This is a genomic window from Aristaeella hokkaidonensis (genome assembly GCF_018128945.1).
GTDB classification, from domain to species: domain Bacteria; phylum Bacillota; class Clostridia; order Christensenellales; family Aristaeellaceae; genus Aristaeella; species Aristaeella hokkaidonensis.
In genome coordinates, this window is the sequence record NZ_CP068393.1 from 630,504 (window position 1) to 652,424 (window position 21,921).

At 49.5% G+C, this 21,921-nt stretch carries 25 protein-coding genes; 17 read left to right on the forward strand and 8 right to left on the reverse strand.

Annotated elements, in window-relative coordinates; translation table 11 throughout:
• Positions 1-220 precede the first annotated feature (220 nt).
• From JYE49_RS02960 to JYE49_RS02990, 7 genes are all read left to right on the forward strand, one after another.
• Positions 221-1,192, forward strand: a complete 972-nt coding sequence (locus JYE49_RS02960; RefSeq protein ID WP_143754427.1) for a hypothetical protein — start codon at positions 221-223, stop codon at positions 1,190-1,192.
• Positions 1,193-1,254: 62 nt separating this feature from the next.
• Positions 1,255-2,232: a hypothetical protein gene (locus tag JYE49_RS02965; protein WP_143754428.1), complete on the forward strand. Its 978-nt coding sequence runs from the start codon at positions 1,255-1,257 to the stop codon at positions 2,230-2,232.
• A 75-nt stretch (positions 2,233-2,307) separates the two neighbouring features.
• Positions 2,308-3,120: a P-loop NTPase family protein gene (locus tag JYE49_RS02970; protein ID WP_304583300.1), complete on the forward strand. Its 813-nt coding sequence runs from the start codon at positions 2,308-2,310 to the stop codon at positions 3,118-3,120.
• A gap of 102 nt (positions 3,121-3,222) precedes the next feature.
• Positions 3,223-3,936 carry a tetratricopeptide repeat protein gene (locus tag JYE49_RS02975; protein WP_093955991.1) on the forward strand — a complete coding sequence of 238 codons (714 nt, stop codon included), beginning with the start codon at positions 3,223-3,225 and terminating at the stop codon, positions 3,934-3,936.
• Between the two features lie 156 nt (positions 3,937-4,092).
• Complete coding sequence (locus tag JYE49_RS02980) at positions 4,093-4,323, forward strand: hypothetical protein (protein WP_093955992.1); 231 nt, start codon at positions 4,093-4,095, stop codon at positions 4,321-4,323.
• A gap of 286 nt (positions 4,324-4,609) precedes the next feature.
• Positions 4,610-4,894, forward strand: coding sequence for a hypothetical protein (locus JYE49_RS02985; protein ID WP_179217177.1), 285 nt, complete (start codon positions 4,610-4,612; stop codon positions 4,892-4,894).
• A 220-nt stretch (positions 4,895-5,114) separates the two neighbouring features.
• The gene (locus JYE49_RS02990) at positions 5,115-7,235 is read left to right on the forward strand and encodes an FAD-binding protein (protein WP_093955994.1); all 2,121 of its coding nucleotides are present in this window, start codon (positions 5,115-5,117) and stop codon (positions 7,233-7,235) included.
• A gap of 145 nt (positions 7,236-7,380) precedes the next feature.
• Here the strand turns inward: JYE49_RS02990 and JYE49_RS02995 are convergent, their stop codons facing one another.
• The 8 genes from JYE49_RS02995 to JYE49_RS03030 all read right to left on the reverse strand — a co-directional run bounded on the left by JYE49_RS02995 (position 7,381) and on the right by JYE49_RS03030 (position 11,606).
• Entirely contained in the window at positions 7,381-7,674 is a 294-nt protein-coding gene (locus JYE49_RS02995; protein WP_093955995.1) for a hypothetical protein, read from the reverse strand.
• Between the two features lie 29 nt (positions 7,675-7,703).
• Positions 7,704-7,988 (reverse strand): hypothetical protein, encoded by a 285-nt coding sequence (locus JYE49_RS03000; RefSeq protein ID WP_093955996.1) that lies wholly within the window; start codon positions 7,986-7,988, stop codon positions 7,704-7,706.
• A 90-nt stretch (positions 7,989-8,078) separates the two neighbouring features.
• A complete protein-coding gene (locus JYE49_RS03005; RefSeq protein ID WP_093955997.1) occupies positions 8,079-8,363 on the reverse strand; it encodes a hypothetical protein in 285 nt (94 codons plus the stop codon).
• Positions 8,364-8,381: 18 nt separating this feature from the next.
• The gene (locus JYE49_RS03010; protein WP_143754430.1) at positions 8,382-8,696 is read right to left on the reverse strand and encodes a hypothetical protein; all 315 of its coding nucleotides are present in this window, start codon (positions 8,694-8,696) and stop codon (positions 8,382-8,384) included.
• Positions 8,697-8,709: 13 nt separating this feature from the next.
• Positions 8,710-8,859, reverse strand: coding sequence for a cyclic lactone autoinducer peptide (locus JYE49_RS03015; protein WP_143754431.1), 150 nt, complete (start codon positions 8,857-8,859; stop codon positions 8,710-8,712).
• A 54-nt stretch (positions 8,860-8,913) separates the two neighbouring features.
• A complete protein-coding gene (locus tag JYE49_RS03020) occupies positions 8,914-9,510 on the reverse strand; it encodes an accessory gene regulator B family protein (RefSeq protein WP_179217178.1) in 597 nt (198 codons plus the stop codon).
• 93 nt (positions 9,511-9,603) lie between these two features.
• Positions 9,604-10,338, reverse strand: coding sequence for an ATP-binding protein (locus tag JYE49_RS03025; protein ID WP_179217179.1), 735 nt, complete (start codon positions 10,336-10,338; stop codon positions 9,604-9,606).
• Positions 10,339-10,898: 560 nt separating this feature from the next.
• A complete protein-coding gene (locus JYE49_RS03030) occupies positions 10,899-11,606 on the reverse strand; it encodes a LytR/AlgR family response regulator transcription factor (RefSeq protein WP_179217180.1) in 708 nt (235 codons plus the stop codon).
• Positions 11,607-11,897: 291 nt separating this feature from the next.
• Here JYE49_RS03030 and JYE49_RS03035 point away from each other — a divergent pair, with 291 nt between their 5' ends.
• The 10 genes from JYE49_RS03035 to JYE49_RS03080 all read left to right on the forward strand — a co-directional run bounded on the left by JYE49_RS03035 (position 11,898) and on the right by JYE49_RS03080 (position 21,871).
• Entirely contained in the window at positions 11,898-12,932 is a 1,035-nt protein-coding gene (locus JYE49_RS03035; protein ID WP_283399318.1) for a 2-hydroxyacid dehydrogenase, read from the forward strand.
• 160 nt (positions 12,933-13,092) lie between these two features.
• Positions 13,093-13,596 (forward strand): hypothetical protein, encoded by a 504-nt coding sequence (locus JYE49_RS03040; RefSeq protein ID WP_093956003.1) that lies wholly within the window; start codon positions 13,093-13,095, stop codon positions 13,594-13,596.
• A gap of 278 nt (positions 13,597-13,874) precedes the next feature.
• Positions 13,875-15,731: a Na/Pi cotransporter family protein gene (locus JYE49_RS03045; protein ID WP_093956004.1), complete on the forward strand. Its 1,857-nt coding sequence runs from the start codon at positions 13,875-13,877 to the stop codon at positions 15,729-15,731.
• Between the two features lie 238 nt (positions 15,732-15,969).
• Entirely contained in the window at positions 15,970-16,812 is an 843-nt protein-coding gene (locus JYE49_RS03050; protein ID WP_093956005.1) for a glycoside hydrolase family 191 protein, read from the forward strand.
• A 250-nt stretch (positions 16,813-17,062) separates the two neighbouring features.
• Positions 17,063-18,388 (forward strand): L,D-transpeptidase, encoded by a 1,326-nt coding sequence (locus JYE49_RS03055; RefSeq protein WP_093956006.1) that lies wholly within the window; start codon positions 17,063-17,065, stop codon positions 18,386-18,388.
• A 128-nt stretch (positions 18,389-18,516) separates the two neighbouring features.
• On the forward strand, positions 18,517-19,218 hold the full coding sequence (locus JYE49_RS03060) for an aspartate/glutamate racemase family protein (protein WP_093956007.1): 702 nt from the start codon (positions 18,517-18,519) through the stop codon (positions 19,216-19,218).
• Between the two features lie 151 nt (positions 19,219-19,369).
• Entirely contained in the window at positions 19,370-19,897 is a 528-nt protein-coding gene (locus JYE49_RS03065; protein WP_093956008.1) for a histidine phosphatase family protein, read from the forward strand.
• A 62-nt stretch (positions 19,898-19,959) separates the two neighbouring features.
• Positions 19,960-20,361, forward strand: coding sequence for a GNAT family N-acetyltransferase (locus JYE49_RS03070; RefSeq protein ID WP_093956009.1), 402 nt, complete (start codon positions 19,960-19,962; stop codon positions 20,359-20,361).
• A 25-nt stretch (positions 20,362-20,386) separates the two neighbouring features.
• Positions 20,387-21,136: a GNAT family N-acetyltransferase gene (locus JYE49_RS03075; protein ID WP_143754432.1), complete on the forward strand. Its 750-nt coding sequence runs from the start codon at positions 20,387-20,389 to the stop codon at positions 21,134-21,136.
• A gap of 21 nt (positions 21,137-21,157) precedes the next feature.
• Positions 21,158-21,871, forward strand: a complete 714-nt coding sequence (locus JYE49_RS03080) for a DUF554 domain-containing protein (RefSeq protein WP_093956011.1) — start codon at positions 21,158-21,160, stop codon at positions 21,869-21,871.
• Positions 21,872-21,921: the final 50 nt, after the last annotated feature.

Here is a 21,921-nt window from a genome sequence, read left to right on the forward strand (position 1 = left end):
GCCTACGGCCGATGTGATGAATGGTTAAACCAGAAGAAGCTCATGCAGCAGCAAGCTGTATGAGCTTCTTCTGCATCACGAGGAATAAGAAGGGACGGATTAACGTCATATAGGCAGATGTGTTGAGAAAAGGCGCGGGGTACGGTATAATGCGGATTTGAGTGAGGAATTGGAAGAAAAATCAGACGTTCTGTTTACAGGGAAAGCGAGGTACGGCCGGATGAGAAAAGGTCTGCGTGGAATCGCGTTCGTGATGGCTCTGATACTGACCCTGTGCTGCACAGTGAGCGCGCTGGGAGAAGGGCAGAAATACCAGATTGAAGAGAATACCGGGGATAATCAGAAAAATTATCCCTATAAGGTGGTAACGGAATCCGCAGTGCTGTACCTGGGCAAGGAAGATATCGAACTGCTTGGCGAGGAAGCTTTCTATGACGGAATGTACAAACTGCTGGAGAATATGGACCGGGACTTCGCCGAGGCTCGGGAAGTGATGAAGGGTTTCCTGAAGGATGAGGTCGCACCGATTTCGATCTATACGGACTTTATCGGCCGGGCGGAAGAGGCACAGTTCTACTCTGGATATTACTATGGCCCGGAAAAAGGAATCAGGCTGTTTCATAACTGGGAACAGGGCGCCAGCATCTTGCTACATGAGTATACGCATTATCTCACCTATGGCTGCGCGACGGTTGAAGTGACAGCAGGTGCTTGGGGTGAATGCATAGCCGAGTATGTTTCGAAGATCGCCTGCCGGAATTACACGGCAAGAGCCTGGCATTACGGACTGATGGAAGAAGAAAAAACAGTCTTTGCAGCTAATGGATGGGTTGACGAGGAAGGATATCCGGACTACAGGGTGTATTATCACGGTGTGGCCTGGATGTTTGGACAGCCATTCGCCATTGATACGCGTTATCTGGCTGTATGTGACAATATGATGACCATGACCAAAGAGCAGCAGGAGCACCCGATGCTTAACTCCATTTCAGATCTGGAGGGCGGTTGCTTTATGGAATTCCTGGTAGAACACTATGGGAAAGACCTGGTGTTTACCCATCTGAACATTGACGGTAAGGGAATCCGGGAAACATACGGAAAGAGTTTTGAGGATCTGTTTACGGAGTGGAAGCAGGAAAACGAGAAGCGGTGTGAAGAATGGGGTATAACAGCATTGGCGAATGGGAAATGATACCCGGAAACAGGAATAAAAAGGCAGACGTTCTGTTTACAGGGAAAGCGAGGTACAGCCGGATGAGAAAAGGTCTGCGTGGAGTCGAGTTTATGATGGCTCTGGTGCTGGCCCTGTGCTGCACAGTGAGCGCGCTGAGTGAAGGGCAGAAATACCAGATTGAAGAGAACACCGGGGATAATCAGAAGAATTATCCCTATAAGGTGGTAACGGAATCCGCAGTGCTGTACCTGGGTAAGGCAGACATCGAGCTGCTGGGCGAGGAAGCTTTCTATGACGGAATGTACAAACTGCTGGAGAACATGGAGCAGGACTTCGCCGACGCCAGGGAAGTCATGAAAGGTTTCCTGAAAGGTGATGTGGCGCCGATTCCGATCTATACGGCTTTTACCGGTAAAAGCGAAACCGTGACAGACGGTGGGGACGCTGAGTATTTCGGCAAGGAGAAACGAATTATAAGGCTGTATAAGGGATGGGATGCGGCAGAACGCGGTCTGCTGCATGAGTATGCCCATTACCTGACATGCAGCTGCGCAACATTTGAGATCACAACACAAGCCTGGAAAGAATGCATCGCGGAATATATATCCGAGATAGCCTGCCGGAACAATATGGCAAGGTCGAATTATTACGGGATGGCTGAAGAAATAAGGGAAATATTTGCTGCCAATGGATGGGTTGATGAGGAAGGATATCCGGATTTCAGGGTATATTATCGCGGCTGGGCTTGGCTGATGGAACAGCCCTTCAATATAGGCGAACACTACATGGCAGTGTGCAACAGCATGATGACCATGACAGAGACCCAGCAGGAGCATCCGATGATAAGCTCCATCACTTATAAAGAGGCAGGATGCTTTACGGATTTTCTTGTGGAACGATTCGGGAAAGACCTGGTATTTACTCATCTGAATGTTGACGGCAAAGGGTTTCAGGAAGCATACGGAAAGAGCTTTGAGGAGCTGTTTACGGAGTGGAAGCAGGAAAACACGAAGCTGTGTGAAGAATGGGGTATAGTATCATTGATAAACGGGAACTGAGACAATGATGCCATAATCGCTGATACAGGAGGACTGAAGACAATGCGCAATGCATAATACCCAATGAAATAAAAAATGAAGAGAGGTATATGCATGAACTATTTTGTGGAAGGTTTACAGGGGAGCGGAAAAAGCTCGCTGGCCCGCATGATTGCAGAAAAGAAACCGGAGTATGTTTTAAAACAGGAAGGGGATTATTCCCCGGTGGAACTGGCCTGGTGCGCGTATCTGAACGAGGATCAGTATCAGAAAATCCTGAAGAAGTATCCGGAAATGCGGAAGGAAATAGAGGAAAAAACATACGCCGAAGGAGAAAAGAAGATTGTCTGCTACACGAAGATCCGGACCGACAACCACGGGTTCTACCAGGATCTGGAGCAGTATGAGATCTACAATAACCGAGTAAGCTGGGAAGAATTCCAGGACATTGTGCTGAGCCGGTACCGGAACTGGAACCAGGACGGGATGATCTTTGAATGCTCCCTGTTCCAGAATACGGTGGAGGATATGATCCTGTTCCGGAATGCCTTGGATGATGAAATCGTTGCATTCTATAGGAAGGTCCGGGAAGCACTGGAAGGCAAGGAATACCGTATCGTGCTCCTGAAGGCGGAAGACGTACGGGGAAACCTGGCGGTAATCCGGAAGGAGCGGTCTGACGAGCAGGGAAACGAATTGTGGTTCCCGATGATGATGCAGTATTTCAACGAGTGCCCTCACGCAAAGGCCAGGGGCCTGGAAGGCGAGGAAGCACTGATCCGGCACTTTATTCACCGGCAGGAACTGGAACTGAAACTGTGCGAGGAAGTATTCCCGGATAAGTACATCGTTCTGACGTCGAAGAAATACACTGAGAAGGACATACAAAATATAATAAATGAATACTGAAAACTTAAGACTGAAAACTTAAAAATGATCGCCTGTGGACGGGAAGAGTGCAGAGTGTGCTTGCCTGCAAATGGGCGAGTTGGCAAGTATAGGGAGCAAGCAATGCAAGCAATAAAATGTGAAGTGTGCGGGAGCTCGGACCTGATCAAGAAGGACGGGATCTTTGTATGCCGGTACTGCGGAATGCAGTACAGCCTTCCGGAAGTGCAGAAGATGCTGGGCACCGTAAAGATTGATAAAACGGAAGAACGGAACAACTACTTTATCCTGGCCAGGCGCTTCTTTGCCGGGACCAACTATGCGGACGCCCTGAAATACTACGACCTGGCACTCCGGGAGGATCCGCAGAACTGGGAAGCGATCTACCTGTATGCCGTCACCTCGGTGGCAACGCAGGACTGCAACTATCTGTACAGGAACCTGGAAAGCATCATCAACATGTCCAAAGTGTACCTGCGGCAGATTGCGACGGATACCCCGGAAGAAAACCAGATGGTGGATGTGAACCTGTTCATTGACGCTCATACGCTGTTTATCCGCAAGGGAACGGAACTGATGGCGGACTATATTCGGAACAGCGGGGCGGACATGCGGAAACCGGAGAATTATTACTATGCCTTCGGGTACAGCGCAATCGATGTCTACGGCACGCTGCGGGAACTGTTCAGCTGCTTCCCGGAGTGCATTGAGCGATATGAGGAGTTCCTGCTGGAAATGATCGCCGCCAGGCCGGAATGCTTTGAACGGAAAGCCAGGAAGGAAATCCTGAAGCAGTTGTCTAAAAAGATAAAGAAGAGAAAGCGAGCGAAAATATAAATTCAGAATTCAGAAATAAGAATTCAGAATGATTGGTTTGGAACGTTACGAAGAGACTGAAGTGAATAGTGAAGAGTGTATAGTGTAGAGATGCCGCAAAGCGGCAGTGTAGAGTTGCCAGCCTTTGAACAGGCTGGCGAAAGGAGGAAACATTGTATGTCTATGCCGTTTGAACCGGAAGAGATTGATGATCTGGATGAAATCCTGCTGGACGAAATGGATCAGGAGGAACTGGCAGACTTCAAGGAGCAGCTTCTGGAAACCTTGGACCAGATGATGACCCTGGAACCGGATCCCGATATGGAAGAGGAAGAATACTACGAGTGGGAAGACCGGGTCAATATCCTGCATGATATGATTGATGCGATAGATAGTCGAATGAACTGATTCGACTATCAATGAAATATCGCTTCGCGATGTGAAATATACCGCAGCGCGGTATGTGAAATACTGACTTCGTCAGCATGAAATATTGGCTTTCAGCCAATGTGACAGAAACGCGGAACACCTGCTGTCACATTTCCTCAACGCCTGAGCTGTCAAATAATGCATACTGTACAGGAGTGAAAATGCCGCCATGTGCCGCAGTAAGAAAAACAGCGATCGTAAAGGAAGCGTATTTGGAAAAGGGTCCAGGATTATTATCGGCCTTCTCTCGGCTACTGTGGTATGTATGTTGATCGAAATAATCCATGCGGCGATTGAAGTGCACGAAATCAGTGGAAGGTTCGGCATTAAAGAATCCTTTCTTGAGATTCTGATGGGAATTCTTGGGTATGCGTTCCCTTTGAAAACGCTGGCGATTGGCCTGGTATTCGGCGTAGTCTGGTATGTGTACAGCAAAAGAAGGAAAGACATCAACGACGCGATGGAAGCAGCGGAAGAAGAGAAAGAAGCAGAGGAAATTGCCCCGGAGCAGGAAGAGTTTATCGAGCCTGTACAATACAAACAACAGTGACGAGGTTCCTGAAAGGACCGGTTCGCAGAAGCGGATCGGTCCTTTAAAGTGCCTGGAAAGCGTAAGACTTTCGGACAAGGAACCGCCCCCCCCCTGTCCGGAATAATATTGTCAGAAATACTGTATACAAAAGAATGTTTCATTGTTTAGTAAACAGGAGGAGAGTATAATTTATACATGAAAATATATTCTTTTCTGTCAATATAAGGAGGAAGACAGTATGAAGAAATGGATTGCTCTTCTTCTGAGTCTGGTGATGATCATGAGCGTCATGAACATTGCCGTGGCCCAGGAACCGCTGACTGCTACAGTGGCAGGTTTCGGCGGAGACGTAACAGTGACCGTTGAGGTGGATGGCGAAGGCAAGATCGTCTCCATCGCTGCGGACGGATCTACACAGACGCCTGATGTAGGCGGCAAAGCGGCCAATGACCTGAACGAGGGTGTGCTGGCTGGACTGGCTGGCACAGAACTGGCTGAACTGGACGCTGCCGGAATCGAAGGAATCACCGGCGCGACCGTGACCTCTGAAGCGATCAAGACCGCTCTGGAGATGATCAAGGCAGAAGCTACCGGAGCGGAAGCGGCTCCTGTGCAGGACGGCACCTACACCGTGACTGTGCCCGCTTATTCCGTGACCGAGCAGATGACGCTGAACATCACCTTCGAAGGCGGAAAGTTGACCAAGATTGAGACCGTGACCGCGGGCAACACCCCCGTGATCTTTGCCACGGTTGAAGAGAACCTGTATCCCCGGCTGATCGAAAACCAGAGCCTGGAAACCGACGTGATCACCGGCGCGACCGTTGCTTCCGGTGCTGTGAAGCAGGCAGTTGAAAAGGCAATCGAGATGGCAGGCGGAAGCGTTGCGGACTGGCACAAGCCCGTGGCAAAGTCTGACGCTGTTGTCGAGCTGAACGACTATGACGTGATCGTGGTCGGCCTCGGCGGCGCCGGCATGACGGCTTACCTGTCCGCTGCGGAGAGCGGCGCGACCGTGTTCGGTATTGAAAAGGCTGCCAAGGTTGGCGGCAACTCCACCAATACTTCCGGCCCCATGGCCATCAACCCGCCGTCCCGCGTGGAAGCCAACGGCGGCCAGATTGTTCCTCCGGAAGAACTACTGGCTGACTGGGCTGAGTACACCACCATCGACGGACAGCAGGATGCCAAGCTGGACGTGGTTGAGATGTTCATCAACAACTCCGGCGAAACCCTGGACTGGATGGAAAAGTATTCCTTCCAGTTCGGCGATGAGATGAAAGCCTTCTTCCATCCCGCCGGATGGAAGGTCTGGACTTCCTACGCGGGCAAAGACGGCAAAACCAAGGATGAAGCTTATGTGGAAGCCATGGAAGCCGCCAAGGCCATGAACGAAAAGAACGACTACAAGCTGGAGCTGACCGCGACCGAGCTGCTGGTGGAAGACGGCAAGGTGGCTGGTGTGAAGGCGGTTGCTGCTGACGGCACCACATACCTGGTACACGGCAAGAGCGTGATTCTGGCTACCGGTGGTTTCATTGGCGATGAGGAACTGTCCAACGAATACATCCACGGTGTGTGGAGAACCGAAGCTATGACCCAGTGCGATGGCGCGGGTATCAAGATGGCCCAGAACGCTGTGAACGCGAACCTGTACAACCTGGACGTTGTGCCGGTATCCCACATTGCGCAGGTTTACAACATCGTCCGCAACGATGACCTGACCGCTGACCAGAAGGCCATCCTGACCTCCCTGGCGCTGGATAAGGCCTATCCCGTGGTGGGCGAGGACGGCGTGAAGGTGAACGATAAGATCGGCATGTTCTTCGCGTTTGACGTATGGGCAGCCGGCCCCACCTACTACGTGATCTACTCTGAGAACGAGATGAACGGCTTCAAGGAGAACGGCCTGGCCGCTGCGAACACTCCCATGTTCCTGGCCCAGGGCGGTACTGTGGAAGCCGGCGTGCCGGTGGCTGACCTGGATCAGATCCTGAGCGTGGGCGAAGCTTACGGCGATGTGTTCAAGGCTGACTCCCTGGCGGCCCTGGCTGACCAGCTGGGCCTGGAGAAACTGACCGAGAACGTGGAAGACCAGGGTGGCGCCTACTACGCCATCAAGGGTGCTTCTTACGTATACTCCACCTGCGGCGGCGTGGAAGTAGACACCAACCTGAACGTTGTGGACGTGGACGGCAACCCCGTGTCCGGCCTCTACGCTGTTGGTAATGATTCCCTGGGCGTGCTGCTTGCTTCTGAAAAGGCTTATGTGACCTACGGCGGCGCTGCTGCCGGCTGGGCACTGACCAGCGGACGGCTTGCCGGCGCTTACGCTACTGCGTATGCCAAGGGAGAGTAAGGCTGCTTCGCAACAATGAAATATTGATCTTCGATCAATGTGAAATGCCCGGCTGAAGCCGAGCATGAGAGTTACCCTGGCAGCCAACAAGGGCGAAGAACTAAACGTTCTTCGCCCTTGTTATATTCAAATGTGATTCAAAGATTTACCATGTGCATATTTCTTTAACAGGAACCGGGTTGGAATAGATTTTCTTAACTTCACCGCATTTGGTACACAGAGAAATCGTTTCTGTTACTGTTGCTGTTATGACTTTATGAAAGTGAGGTTTAGTTATACCGTTATAACAATCACCGTTACATACTCTATAGTATTCGTATTTCATGGTTTTCCTGAGAGTAGATACCGTGAACCAGTTATGCTGGCATGTGGCGAGAGCAGTACCAATCATTGATATCAGAAGGATAACCGCAAGGATCAATCCAATTGTTCTTTTCATTAAGAAATACCTCCTAAGCAGTGATTAAATCATGCCAGAGGGCACTGTTCGGTAGTTTTGCGAATAATAACCCTCCTTGTTTGCCCACACCCCTTACTGCAATTTTGGATCTGTGTGGTTTCATACACATGTTGTATGTGTGTATGAGGGGCTGCAGAATGAACGCATCCAGCTGGTCTGGTAGTTGTAAACTTTTTGATGAGCTTTGTGTAAGTGTGTACATTATACCAAGTGTGATTACAAGCGGCAAAAGCTGTGACAGCAATAAAGACAAGCAGGATGGCAACAAGAAATAAAGCTGTGACTTTTTTCATGATAATATCCCTCCTGAATGAATTGATTGGTTATACTAACAGCTGTGGCTGCAAGCAGCCACAGCTGTGATGGAAACATAATCTATCGGATTAGTGCTTAGGGCACTTCTCTTCAGTGACGGTATAGGTATCCACATAAGTTTTGCCGCAACCCTTGCTGCACACAAAACGCTGCGTAACCTCATATTTATATCTTGTATGAGTATGAGGATTGGACAGGTGGATACATCCATGCTGATACGCGACAGTGGTCTTGCTGATAAGCCTTTTGCTAACGCTTACTGTGTACCAGCTGTGGTTGCAGGCCGCGAAAGCGACTGCTGCGATGGACAGGATCATGATGGCAACGAGAACCAGAGCGATGGACTTCTTCATTGTTTCTTCCTCCTTTTTTTATATATTTTGATTGAATAAGTCCCGAAGTGAATGGGAATAGGGGCAGTACTTATTGACTGAGTCTTCATACCATTCAGTCATTGTTGCCTGACCACAGGCACATTTATATGTTTTTGTAACAAGGGCTGTGTAATGGGTATGAGCATAAGTACAATTATGACAACCTGCAACACGAGTCGCACCTTTCCAGGCGTTACTGACCTGGGTGCTGGTCAGGATTGTGAAACTATGCTCATGTGCGGCTGCCAGACAGGTGGCAGCGATTGTCAAAAGCAGGACGACAACCATAACTATAGAAATCGTTTTTTTCATAGTAGTTGTCCTCTTAATCCTTTTCTTTCATGCAGTCCGGAACCTTCGGCTGATAGAAGCAGATTGCACAGGCGCGGGCAGCGGAAATACGGCCAAGCACCAGCGCAAACACGGAGGCTGCACCGGCCAGGTACACCAGGATAGCAGTCAGTTTCTTCTTCATTTGTGATCTCCTCCTTTTTTTATTGCACGGAACCTGCATTCCGCGACATACGGATTAAGAGTTGGACGTTTCTGCCTTGGGGAGCTTGATTAGGCCCACAATCAGGGAAGCAGAAACGGCCGCGATGGCGCTGCTGACGGAGAACGCCCACTGGGGACTGATATCCTGCAGCAGCAGGAACAGGACAACCATACAAAAGAACAGAATAAGCAGGCGGCTGTCTTCCTTCAGCTGGCTTTTCTGCCTCCTGCTAAGGGGCTTATTTTCCGTGCCTACGGGTGCCAGCAGGAAAACCGTAATCCCGGAGAATATGGCAAACACAGCAGCCACAGCAGACAGCACGCTGGCAGAGATTAATGCAGCTATGAGCCTGTATAAAAGAAAAGTGCCGACTGTGCCCGCAAAACAGGCCAGGTGGCTGTCCGCGTGATAGCCGCCGACTGTGTTTTTCAGCAAGGCAAAAACCAGCATAAAACAAACCGCTTGTGCCAGAAACCCGGTCACCAGACCGATCAGCACAACAGAAAAGATATTCAGTACAGAAGAAAGCAGGATCTCATAGCAATAGTCATACTTCTCACGATCCTGCTCACTAATAACCCCGTTGGAGATACAAAAGGATGATATCCTTTTTGCCTGAGACGCCAGCATTTTTTCATCACCTGCAAAAAGAGATATCATCTTAGAGTTTTTAATTCAATTGTTTATGCAAAAGTGGTCGCTTAATCTGCAATTATGGTTCAGTTATGCGTCCTGAAGAATGAGGTATGCAGTGAATTCATGATCAGTGGAACGGAAGGTGCAATTTCCCTGATATTTGGCAGCAATTTCGTTCACACTGCTCAGGCCGAAACCATGCAGCTCCTTCTGGATCTTGGTGGTGCGGATTGTCTTTCCATTCACTTTTACCGCATGGGCTGCCGCGTTAGTGATAGTAATACTAAGCCAGAGTTCCTGCTGGGTTATGGTCAGGGAGACAAAGCGTTTGTCGGGATCCACCTTTTCATTGGCCTCAATCGCGTTATCCAGCAGATTGCCCAGAAGGACGCACAGATCCAGTGGATCAAAGGAAGTTTCAGGGGCTATATGCACAGACTGCTCATAACGGATGCCGTGGAGCTCCATCTGCTGCTTCTTGCTGAAGATCAGGGAGTCCACTGCGTCGATGCCGGTGACGGTCATGGGGGAGGCGGCAAAGATTTTACCGGAGATGCTCTCCATGATTTCCCGGGTTTTATCTGAGTCTGTTTTCATGGCTTCGGAGAGGGCAAACATCTGGTTTTTCAAATCATGCATGGTTTTGTTACTGATCTGCTGGCGCTCAGCCAGTTCACGATAAAAGGCGATCTGGCCTTCAGTCTGCTTCTGTACCAAACGCATACGGTTCTTTTCATTTTCCTCACGTTGGTGGTATTCGAGCAGGAAAAACAGTCCAACATTGGAGAAGGCAAGAAGAATCACTGCACAGGTTGCAGGCATTGCATTAGACGTGGAGACTTCTGTAAGATTATATATGCCCAAAATATAGATTAATACGCTGGATGCAATTGGGAGCATGAGCAAAGGGACCATCAGATAACTGGGGACTTTTTCACCATAGGAAGGTACGATGAACTGGATAAGCCTGAGCAGGGCAAATAGTACCATTTTGGATACCAGTATACCGCTGGTAAAGAACAGGATATTATCACGCCCATCAGTGGAATTAAGCCCCGTCAGCGAGAAAAGTACTATACTAACCAGTATTTCCGAGAACAGAATCATGATAAACATAATAGGGACGAAAATAAGAGTTTTTATCATGGAAGTGTTATACACAAGCGCAATGGCTGTAATTGTAACAACCGTAGCGGAAAGTGTTATATAGGGGATATTAAGCTGAAAGTAAAGAATTGTCCTGACTATTGAACAAATGGAGCATACCAATATCATGTTTCGGGATGATTTCAGCTTGTTGCCGGAAACAGTACGAAAGTAAGAAATGATAACGAGTGCTTCCATGAGGTTTCCCATCAAATCATTAAAATAGAACATCCAGCTCATATCAGTTTCCCCGCCATATACAGATTGAAGTCGCTCATCAGGTTGGTATAATGCCGCCGGCTGACCGGTACTTCCGTTCCATTATCCAGTTTCACTGATGATTTGGTGATGCTGACAACACGGCTCATGTTGACGATGAATCCCTGGTGACATTGGGCAAAGCCAAAGGGCCTGAGCTTGGCATATTCTTCCTGGAGCTTGCCCACACACTCGTAATCCTCGTCTGAGGTATGGACAAAAACATGACGGTGGTAGGCTTCCAGGTAGAGAATACTGCGGTATTCCAGCATGTTGCTGGTGTTGCGCCATTTGATCAGGTAACGACGGCGGCGGTTTTTCCACACACGGAGGGCACGCTCAAAATCCTTCCGGAAATCTTCTTCCTGGACAGGCTTGAGGAGAAACTGGAACGCATCCTGGCGGAACGCGTCCGAGACATAGCTGACATGGCTGGTAACAAAGATGACGATCATATCCCGCTGGAGCTTCCGGAGCCGCTTGCCGGTTTCAATGCCAGAGAGTCCGTCCATCTCAATGTCCAGAAAGACAATATCCCAGGACTTGCCTTCCTCACAGGAAACAAGAAGATCTTCGCCGCGGCTGAATTCCGCAATATCCAGATTGTTGGAAACAATGTAGGGGGTTAACAGTTCCTTCAGTTTCTCCCGGTATTCGGGAAGATCATCACAAACGGCTATATTCATAGAGTAATCACACCCCTGTCCGTATGTTTTGCCTCGTCCGAAGACCGCTGGTCTCTGCAACAAGTATATCATATTTTACAAAAATCATAAACGTCCGTACTGATTTTATCTTGTATACTTTACAAACAGAACAGCCCTGAAACGGCTGCAAGCATTGAATAGTAAGCGCTTGAGAAAGAATAGGGAAGGCTGCCCCGTGGAAAGATAATCAACAGAAGAAAAACACATTGTGGTATAATCATATCCAGAGAACATACTGACCCGGGATGCGGGAGAAGGAGGAGAAAGATGATTAAGGTCGCTTTTTATGACGCCAAGGCATATGACAGGCCTTCGTTTGAGTATTACGGCGGACAGCAGGAGATGCAGTTCCGGTTCCTGGAGACAAAGCTGAATGAAGACACTGTGGACCTGGCCAGGGGCTGTGACGCGGTCTGCGTTTTTGTGAACGACACGGTGAATGCCGAAGTGATTGATAAACTGTATGAGTACGGCGTGAAGATTGTCGCCCTCCGGTCGGCAGGATATAACAATGTGGATATCCGGCATGCTTTCGGGAAAACCCATGTGGTACATGTGCCGGCTTATTCTCCCTATGCTGTGGCGGAACACGCCATTGCGCTGCTTCTGACCTCAGTACGCCGGATCCATAAGGCTTATAACCGGACCAGGGAATTCAACTTCTCCCTGAACGGGCTGACCGGGTTTGACTTCCACGGGAAGACCGTGGGCGTGGTAGGCACCGGAAAGATCGGACGGATCTTTATCGATATCTGCCGGGGATTCGGCATGAAGGTGATTGCTTATGACCTGTTCCCGGCCAAAGACAGCGGGATTGAGTATGTATCGCTGGATGAACTGCTGGAGAAGAGCGACATCATTTCACTTCACTGTCCGCTGACAGATGAAACCCGGCATATGATCAACGCGGCGGCCATTGGAAAGATGAAGAAAGGTGTGGTACTGGTCAACACGTCCCGAGGCGGCCTGATCGACGCGGAAGCATTGCTGGAAGGAATCAAAGCCAGAAAGATCGGCGCGGCGTGCCTGGACGTATATGAGGAAGAGGCGGACGTGTTCTTTGAGGACCGGTCCGGGCACATCATGGATGATGAACTGTTGTCCCGGCTGATTTCCATGCCGAACGTGATTGTGACTTCGCACCAGGCATTCCTGACGGAGGAAGCGCTGAACAACATCGCGGAGACAACAGTGAACAATATCCTGTCCTGCTTCCGGAATGACGGAGTATGCGACAATGAGCTGTGCTACCGGTGCGGCAGTATTGAACAGTGCCGGAAGGAACGCAAGCAAAAGTGCTTCTGATCTGAAGAAGAAAAAGCAGAGCAAGACAAAGGGATCAGCCCTTTGTCTTGTTTTTTGCCAATTGTGCAGTTTAATGAACCAGTTGTGCAGGTTCTGTTGTAATGAAGGGCTCTGGTGCGTATGGTATTCATAATTATATGCGCATAAAGGAGTCATAGGTATGAAAGAAAAAAGAATTATCCTTTTCGCGGTCATTGCGGTTATCATTGCGACGCTGCTGTATGTTGTTTTTGCTTATACTGAGCATGATCATGACCATGATCACAATCATGAACCTGGCAGGATTGATATTGAACAGGCTATTACCGATGAAGAACATGGCTATGTGACGGAATGTTCGTTCACATATGAACTGCCCCATGAAGGAGACCACGAGATTGATATCATCGTTACCGAGAAAACCAGGATTATTGTGGAAAGCATGGAGAGCGACAACCCATGCATGATGACCCTGGCCAAGGACGGGAATAATATCTGGACTGAGCAGATGGTGGAAGGGAAGGAAATGGGCCCGGGAATCGGAGAGGGCGAGTATAAGCTGCTGATGGAGTATAGTCAGGGCAAAGGCAAAGGAAAAGTCGTAATTGATGACGGAGAAGAACACGAGCATGAAGAACATGATCACGATCATGACCATGAAGATCATGAACATGATCATGAATGAAATATTGACTTCGTCAATGTGAAATAAAGCCGCAAAGCGGCTTTGTGAAATGTCGCTTACGCGACATGAAATATGCGGTTCATAACCGCATATGAATTATACTTAAGTATTTTGTAAAAGGCGGTGCTGGAATCAGCATCGCCTTTTATGTTTTTTACTGTTCTGTTGCTTAAGAATTGTATTTATCTTTACGACTGAATTTGATTTTGGTATGATATGAGCGATTTCGGTTAATATCCGACAAACCACTTTTCGATCAGACGAAAGAGACGAACGAAATGAACTTTTTTGATATCCTGTCCCTCCTTGGCGGTCTGGCGATGTTCCTTTACGGAATGCGCCTGATGGGTGATTCCCTGAAGGAGAATTCTTCCGGAACACTGAAAAACGTCATGGAAAAGGTGACGGACAATCCTCTTACGGCCTTTGTGCTGGGCATCGCGGTAACAGCACTGATCCAGTCTTCCACAGCAACCATCGTGATTACATCCGGTCTGGTCGGCGCGGGAATCCTGACGCTGCACCAGTCCCTGGGTATTATTATCGGCGCAAACGTCGGTACCACAGTTACCGGCCAGATTATCCGCCTGCTGGACCTGAACACCTCCGGAGACACTTCGTTCCTGCGGTTCTTCCAGCCGTCCACGCTGGCACCCATTGCCCTGATTATCGGCATCCTGCTGATTATGACCGGCTTCTTCCGGAATTCCCGATCCATCGGCAATATCGCCATCGGCTTTGGTATCCTGTTTTCCGGCCTGCTGAACATGACCAGTGCGGTAAACGCACTGCAGCAGTCAGGCATGGTGGAAGAGATATTTTCAGGTCTGGGCGATAATCCATTCCTGGGTTACCTGGCCGGCGCGGGCGTAGCCTTTGTGCTGCAGAGCTCCTCGGCAACCATCGGTATCCTGCAGGCGTTTTCCGCAGGCGGACTGCTGACCTTCAAGGCGATCTATCCGATTATCGTCGGCGTCTACCTGGGAGACTGCGTGACCACGGCCATTGTCTGCTACATCGGCGCGAACCGGGAATCAAGGCGGGTCGGTATTGTCAACATCCTGTACAACCTGAGCAAGTCGGCCATGGTGCTCATTGCGGTGGCAATCATCCATCAGACTGGCCTGCTGGACAACCTGTGGGATGCCAGGGTGAACTCCGGTATCATCGCCAACACCAATACGATCTTCAACCTGGTCTGCGCGGTTTGCCTGCTCCCGACTATCGGACTGTATGAGCGGCTGAGCGACAGGATTGTGCCAAAGAAAAAGACGGAAAAGAGCAAATACAGCGAGATATTCGAAGGCTTGCGGCCGGTGTTCTTCAATACGCCGGCGCTGGCCCTGAACAGCTGCTATGAAGCGCTGCAGACTATGTTTACCATTGCCCGGGACAACCTGAACAGGGCACAGCAGCAGATTGAGAGTTATTCCAAGGAACGGTATGACACCATCAATGCGGAAGAATGGGAACTGGACAAACTGACAGACCATCTGAGCCGCTACCTGGTGGAACTGCTTCCGCACCTGCAGAATGAACAGAACTCCGCGATGCTGAACCAGTATTACAAGGAGTCGACGGAGTTTGAGCGGCTGGGAGACCAGGCAGTCAAGATTGCCGATATCGCAGCAAAGCTGTCAGAGAATAATACGACCTTTTCCAAAAAGTGCGTCGGGGAACTCAAGATCTTGCAGGAGCTGATTCAGGATATCCTGAAGGATTCAGAGGAAGCCTTCTCCGGGAGGGACGAAGAGGCCGCTTCCCAGATTGAGCCAAAGGTGCATGTGGTGAATGACCTGATCAACGAAATGACACAGAATCACCTCAACCGGATGAGCGCCGGAGAATGCTCACTGCTGGCAGATGCATATTTCTCCAATCTGATGGCGGAATACAAACGTATTGCCGGTATCTGCTCCAACACCGGTATGGCCACGCTGGTCCGGATCCATCCGGAACTGGCCTCCCGTGAACACAGGTTCCTGGAAACGCTGGATGAGAACGGTGACGCGACATACAGAACCGTGCTGAAGGAGACTCGCAAGCTGGTGTTTGACAAGCTGAAGGAACAGGAGGAAGGAGACGGACAGCAGATAACGCTGGACGACGTCCTGCCGGAAGAACAGAAAGCGTAAAACCAATGAAAACTGAAGACTGAAAACTTAAAACTTAAAAATGTTATAGTGTTGAGACGTTAACAGCTTGCTGAAACAGCAGGCTGTTGTTTATATGAAGCGGGATTTCAAGTTTCTGGTTTTAACCAAAGGATAAGCAGGGCAAAAACAAATTTTGCAAATTTGTTGAACATTGTTTGCGTTTGTTGTAGAATGAAGTAAATTAACCGGCGGAAGGCCGGATGGAGGAAAAAAGAATATGAAAAACCAAGGCAAAGGGACCATCTCTGTTTTCTGCGCGATCATACTGATCGTAATGACCTGCTGCACCGGACTGGCCGGGGCGGAACAGGCACCGACGTTCAAGTACCCCTATGGCGTATTCCTGAGCATCTGCGAAAACATTGAGCAGTTTGCGGACTATGAGATCGTGGTAATCGACGCCCAATACTATCCCAAAGAAGAACTGGACGCGTTCCGGAGTAAAGGACACAAAGTCTTCTCCTATATCAATATCGGTTCCCTGGAAGATTTCCGGGATTACTATGACGAGTACAAAGACCTGTCCCTGGGTGCCTACGAGCACTGGGAAGAGGAAGTATGGGTGGACGTTTCCCAGAAGCGCTGGCAGGATTTCATGCTGAATGATATCGCAGCCGGCCTGCTGGAGAAGGACATTGACGGTTTCTTCGTCGACAACTGCGACGTTTACTATGTGCATCCGAAGCAAGAAATCCTGGAAGGCCTGACGGTGATCATGAAGGGCCTGAAGGCAACCGGCAAAAAGGTGATTATCAACAGCGGCGACACCTTCCTGGATACCTACTGCGAGCAGGGCGGAAAATGGGACGACGTGATCAGCGGCATCAACCAGGAATCCGTGTTCTCCACGATCCTGTGGGATGAAGGCACCTTTGGCACGGCAGAACCGGAAGACCATGAGTACTTTGTGTCCTACATTGATCGCTATGGCTCCCAGGGGGCAGAGATCTACCTGCTGGAGTACACGATCGACGAGGAACTGATGAAAGAGATCAAGGCTTTCTGCGAGGAAAGAGGATACACGTATTATGTGGCGGACTCTATTGAGCTTGATGGCTAAGGCCATCAAGCTAATGAATACTGAAAATTTAAGACTTAAAACTTAAAAATGGTGGAAAAATCGCTTCCGGTAACGGAAGCGATTTCTATGAATTTATTCGAACAATCGAGCTGCGTTCGAAAGTTTTAGTTGCTGACGGCATAGAAGTGCGTGAGTGTGAAAACTTGAAAAAGTGAGTGGGCAAGGGTACAATAAAGCATACTGTTGTTAACAGTATGCCTTAGATTTTCCAAAGGAGTATTTACTCGGAATGAAGATAAAATCCCTGTTTTGTTTACTAAGCGTCCTGGTGCTGTTGGGCACAGGTATTCCTGCCATCGCGGAAGATGAGATGGAATACGAGGAAGAAGAGGGCTGGCTGGATCTGGATGAGGGCACGGCATCTGAAACTGCAGATGAACCGGCAGAAGAGCCTGCGGACGCAGGCACAACGGGTATTTTCACGCCTTCCTACGGCAGCGAATATACGAAGGATATCGGTTCCTCTTACTGGACAACGCCCATGGATATCAGCAATGAGCAGGCTGTATGGGATATGCTCATGGAGCCGATTACCGTTGTGGATCTTGGAAAGATCAAGGGAAAGAGCCGTTCCCAGCTGACGAAAATGCAGACATACCTGTACCAGGAACCGGATGAAAAGTCCAAGATCCTGGGCGAGGTATCGAACCTGTCCCAGGGCGTTCGTGTGATTGAGAACCTGGATAACGGATGGTCCCTGGTGGAGTGCTATTCCAGCTCTTTCTTCTCTAAGCCAGCAACGAAAACCAAGGCATGGAATATTCTTGTGAGCGGATACATTCCCACAAAGTACCTGAAGCAGGTACAGCCTACGAGCCGGCTGGCCCTGGTGGTGGATAAACTGGCACAGCGGCTGTATGTATTCCAGGAAGGCAAGATGATCGCCACGCTCCTGTGCTCCACCGGCCTGGTGCAATGGAACGGATCCAAGTATCAGCCGTACAACGAGACCCGATCCGGTGAGTTCCTGCTGATCAACATGACCGGTCAGCTGACCAGTGACCGGCTGATCTGCTCCTACGCAATCCGCTTCAACGGCGGAGATGAAGTGCATGAAGTGCCTCATCAGGAAAACCGGGATGGGAGCAACAATTACAAGTCTACCGAGCCGAAACTGGGTACCAAGTGCAGCCACGGCTGTATCCGGGTACAGCGTCTGAAGACTCCCGACGGAATCAACATGGCCTGGATTTATAACCTGGTCAATTCCGAGAACCTCTGCGGCAAGGTCAAAGTGGTGATTTGGGAAGACTGGCAGGGAAGACAGCTGCCAATACCGGATCCGGATACGAAGCTGTATTACAATCCGAACGGCGGATCCTACTACCACAGCGAGGATCACTGCACCAACGGCAAGGGGATCACCTTCACGGAATTCTCCTACTCCCAGCTGGATGAGGAGCCCTACAGCCACCTGGAAGCCTGCCCCAACTGCGCACCGGCACGACGACTGAAGGAAATTCAGGAAATAAATGAGCTGTACGCTGAGGGCGGAGACCATGAGGAACTGCTGAATTCGCTGCGGCAGGACTATTACGACTATCTCAAAAATTAATTAATACTGAAAACTTAAAACTTAAAACTGAAAAATGAAATTCAGAAATCAGAATTAAGAATTCAGGATTATACATTTTGACAAGGAAATGCAGTATACGGATCTGAGTATGCTGTGAGATTGATAAAATGAAGAAGATTGGACTGGTGGGCGGGACAGGACCCGAATCCACCCTCATGTACTATAAAGAACTGAATACAAGAATTGACAGGATGACGGACGGCAAAGCAATGCCGGATATAGCCATCGAGAGTGTTAATTTCCGCCGGGCGTGGGAGTATGTTGAGCGGGGACAGTATGACCTGCTGGCAGACTACCTGGCAGAAAAGGTGAGCAGCCTGGTTGATGGCGGTGCGGAGGTCGTTTCCCTGACGGCGGGAACGATGCATATTGTGCTGGGCGAAGTGCAGGAGAAAACCAAGGCTGCGCTGGTCAGCATTCCCAAGGCAGTATGCTGGGAAGCACTGAACCGGGGATACCGGAAAATCGGCCTGCTGGGCACCATCTTTACGATGGAGCAGGATTATATGAAAACCGATTTCAGGGAGGCCGGCATTGAGGTTGTGATTCCTGAAAAGGCAGACCGGGAGCTCGTTGCCAAACGGATCCTGGAGGAGCTGGAAAACGGCATTGTGAAGGAATCCACGCTGAAGGAGTTCCAGGGGATTATCCGGAAGATGAGGGATGAGAAGGGAATTGAGGCGGTTGTGCTGGGATGCACTGAGCTGCCGATGATCCTGAATCCCGGAAACTGCCCGGTAGACTGCCTGGACAGCGTGGAAATACACATTAATGAACTAATTAATATGGCAATGGAAAAGTCAAATTGAAAATGAAATATTCCGAAGCAACAAAAAGCAGCTTCGGAATGTGAAATATCTGCCTTTGGCAGATGTGAAATAAAGCCGCAAAGCGGCTTTGTGAAATATTGGCCTTGAGGCCAATGTGATGACTAAGGCATTCGGGAAGGAAAGAATATAGATGTTTTATTTTGTCAGGCACGGGGAGACCGTGTGGAATGTGGAAAATAAGATCTGCGGGGCGACGGACAGCCCGCTGACGGAAAAGGGTCACCAGCAGGCGATTGAAACGGGAAAGAAGATCCTGGCGGAAGGCATTCACGCGGATCTGATTCTGTATTCTCCGCTTTCCAGGGCTAAGGATACAGCGCGACACATCTCCGAGGTCACCGGCATACCGATGCAGGAAGAACCGAGACTGTTTGAACAGGCATACGGAAAGTATGAGTCTACGCCGCGAAACGGAGAAGAATTCTTCGAGGCAAAGAAACAGTTCCTGAACCGATATGAGGGCGGGGAGTCCATGCTCCATGTGGCACAGCGGATCTATAACCTGATTGATGACCTGAAAAAGGATGACCGGGACTTTATCCTGGTAGCGCATAACGGCATTGCCAGGGTGGTGGAATCCTATTTCCGGGAAATGACGAATGACGAGTATTCAGGATTTGGGATTAAGAATGGAGAAATAAGGCGATACGATTTTTAATCGTATCGCTAATGAATATTGAAAACTTAAAACTTAAAACTGATAAATAAGGTAATACTGAAATGGAGATCAGAGAATATAAGGTTTATAACGAGCGGGAGATCATCGGGCTGTATTCCGCGGTTGGGTGGAAGGCGTATACAGATGATCCGGAAGCTCTGCGGAAAGGCTATGAAAACTCCCTGCTGGTGCTGGGAGCATATGAGGGAGAACAACTGATGGGCATTATTCGTGTTGTCGGAGACGGAGAAACAATTGTGTTTGTCCAGGATATCCTGGTTTTTCCGGAATACCGACGTAAGGGCATTGGAACGGCCTTGCTGAAGGAGATCATGTCCAAATACGGTCATGTGCGCCAGATTGAACTGGTGACGGACAGCAAGCCCGAAACCATCGCCTTTTATGAGTCTGCCGGCTTCCGAAAACTGTCAGATCTCGGATGCACCGGCTTTATGAAATTCTGAAGTGATAAAGGATAAGATAAAGAAGATGAAAGAACAGGCATATTTTCTGGAAGAGATCGCGGCTAACGGACATGTGGCACTGAATGTGATGCAGTATGACGGATGGCTGCTGCGGTTCTCTGAAGGATTTACAGGCAGGGCAAATTCCATCAGCGTGATTTATCCTTCCCGGAAGGGAATTGAGGAGAAAGTGGCATACTGCGAGAAATGCTACGCGAAGCAGGGACTGCCCACACTTTTCAAACTGACAGAGTATGATACAGAACTTTCCAATTACCTGGAAAAACGGGGCTATAAGGTGGTCACGCCTACGGACGTGATGATCCTGGACCTGGAGAAAACCGACCTGGCGGCGGATATGAGCGAATGCGTTTTCGCGGAGAAACCACAGGAATGGCTGCCGGCCTATTTTGAATTTGAGAACAGAAAAGGAAAAGAACAGGAATTGTTCCGTCAGATTGTTGACAAAGTAGTGGTTGATACGATCTACTGTACAGTAATGAAGGACGGAAAACCTGCCGCCTGTGCGTCAACTGCGTCTGAACAGGGATACGTTCTGCTGCATAACGTGGTTGTGGATCCTGCACAGCGGGGACAAGGCCTGGGCGAAAAGCTTTGCCGGGCGATCCTGGCCAAAGCGAAGGAAGACGGCGCAAGGTATGCATACCTGCAGGTGGTGCAGGGGAACAATGTGGCACTGAACCTGTACCGGAAGCTGGGATTTGAAAAGGTATATACTTACTGGTATATGAAGCAGGTTAACAGGGAACAGTAAAATTATTGTGGGGAAAATACTATGACCGGGGCAATCATTAACACTGCTGCCATCATTGTTGGCGGAATCTGCGGACATCTGTTCGGAAAGCTGCTGAAAGACCGCCATCAGGAGACACTGACGATGGCCTGCGGCATTGGAACGCTTTTTATGGGCATTGCAGGCGCAATGAACTATATGCTGCATCACAACCTGCTGCCCAGCGGCGGATCCATGCTGGTGGTGGGATGCCTTGCACTTGGCGGCCTGATCGGTGAGATCATCAATATCGAAAGCCTGTTCGAACGCTTTGGCGAGTGGCTGAAGAAAAAGACGGGCAATGCCAGGGACAATCAGTTTGTGAACGGGTTTGTGACGGCATCGCTGACGGTATGCATCGGCGCAATGGCGATTATGGGATCTATCCAGGATGGGATATCCGGAGACTGGTCCACACTGGGCACTAAGTCTATTCTGGACCTGATTATCGTGATGGTAATGACCTGCTCCCTTGGGAAAGGTTGTGCTTTCTCCGCTATTCCGGTATTGATCTGGGAAGGCTGCCTGACGCTGCTGGCTTCAGCCATTAAGCCAATTATGACAGAAGCCGCCCTGGGCTACCTGTCCCTGGTGGGTTCTGTGCTGATTTTCTGCGTCGGACTTAACCTGGTATGGGGAAAGAAGATCCGGGTGGCCAATCTGCTGCCGGCGGTGATCCTGGCGGTTGCAGCGTCCTTTTTGCCGATTCAGTTCTGACAAATCGAATGATGCAGCAAGGAGTATATTCAGCATACAGCGAATGATAA

Bases quoted from the DNA above. Each gene is read 5' to 3' on its own strand.
- JYE49_RS02960 (WP_143754427.1), top strand. From the start codon at position 221: ATGAGAAAAGGTCTGCGTGGAATCGCGTTCGTGATGGCTCTGATACTG.
- JYE49_RS03045 (WP_093956004.1), top strand. From the start codon at position 13,875: ATGAACTTTTTTGATATCCTGTCCCTCCTTGGCGGTCTGGCGATGTTC.
- JYE49_RS03015 (WP_143754431.1), bottom strand. From the start codon at position 8,859: ATGAAGAAGAAACTGACTGCTATCCTGGTGTACCTGGCCGGTGCAGCC.
- JYE49_RS02990 (WP_093955994.1), top strand. From the start codon at position 5,115: ATGAAGAAATGGATTGCTCTTCTTCTGAGTCTGGTGATGATCATGAGC.
- JYE49_RS02995 (WP_093955995.1), bottom strand. From the start codon at position 7,674: ATGAAAAGAACAATTGGATTGATCCTTGCGGTTATCCTTCTGATATCA.
- JYE49_RS03005 (WP_093955997.1), bottom strand. From the start codon at position 8,363: ATGAAGAAGTCCATCGCTCTGGTTCTCGTTGCCATCATGATCCTGTCC.
- JYE49_RS03025 (WP_179217179.1), bottom strand. From the start codon at position 10,338: ATGCCTGCAACCTGTGCAGTGATTCTTCTTGCCTTCTCCAATGTTGGA.
- JYE49_RS03065 (WP_093956008.1), top strand. From the start codon at position 19,370: ATGTTTTATTTTGTCAGGCACGGGGAGACCGTGTGGAATGTGGAAAAT.
- JYE49_RS03080 (WP_093956011.1), top strand. From the start codon at position 21,158: ATGACCGGGGCAATCATTAACACTGCTGCCATCATTGTTGGCGGAATC.
- JYE49_RS02970 (WP_304583300.1), top strand. From the start codon at position 2,308: ATGAAGAGAGGTATATGCATGAACTATTTTGTGGAAGGTTTACAGGGG.
- JYE49_RS03010 (WP_143754430.1), bottom strand. From the start codon at position 8,696: ATGAAAAAAACGATTTCTATAGTTATGGTTGTCGTCCTGCTTTTGACA.
- JYE49_RS03040 (WP_093956003.1), top strand. From the start codon at position 13,093: ATGAAAGAAAAAAGAATTATCCTTTTCGCGGTCATTGCGGTTATCATT.
- JYE49_RS02985 (WP_179217177.1), top strand. From the start codon at position 4,610: ATGTTGATCGAAATAATCCATGCGGCGATTGAAGTGCACGAAATCAGT.
- JYE49_RS02975 (WP_093955991.1), top strand. From the start codon at position 3,223: ATGCAAGCAATAAAATGTGAAGTGTGCGGGAGCTCGGACCTGATCAAG.
- JYE49_RS03060 (WP_093956007.1), top strand. From the start codon at position 18,517: ATGAAGAAGATTGGACTGGTGGGCGGGACAGGACCCGAATCCACCCTC.
- JYE49_RS03050 (WP_093956005.1), top strand. From the start codon at position 15,970: ATGAAAAACCAAGGCAAAGGGACCATCTCTGTTTTCTGCGCGATCATA.
- JYE49_RS03075 (WP_143754432.1), top strand. From the start codon at position 20,387: ATGAAAGAACAGGCATATTTTCTGGAAGAGATCGCGGCTAACGGACAT.
- JYE49_RS02965 (WP_143754428.1), top strand. From the start codon at position 1,255: ATGAGAAAAGGTCTGCGTGGAGTCGAGTTTATGATGGCTCTGGTGCTG.
- JYE49_RS03030 (WP_179217180.1), bottom strand. From the start codon at position 11,606: ATGAATATAGCCGTTTGTGATGATCTTCCCGAATACCGGGAGAAACTG.
- JYE49_RS02980 (WP_093955992.1), top strand. From the start codon at position 4,093: ATGTCTATGCCGTTTGAACCGGAAGAGATTGATGATCTGGATGAAATC.
- JYE49_RS03070 (WP_093956009.1), top strand. From the start codon at position 19,960: ATGGAGATCAGAGAATATAAGGTTTATAACGAGCGGGAGATCATCGGG.
- JYE49_RS03055 (WP_093956006.1), top strand. From the start codon at position 17,063: ATGAAGATAAAATCCCTGTTTTGTTTACTAAGCGTCCTGGTGCTGTTG.
- JYE49_RS03020 (WP_179217178.1), bottom strand. From the start codon at position 9,510: ATGCTGGCGTCTCAGGCAAAAAGGATATCATCCTTTTGTATCTCCAAC.
- JYE49_RS03000 (WP_093955996.1), bottom strand. From the start codon at position 7,988: ATGAAAAAAGTCACAGCTTTATTTCTTGTTGCCATCCTGCTTGTCTTT.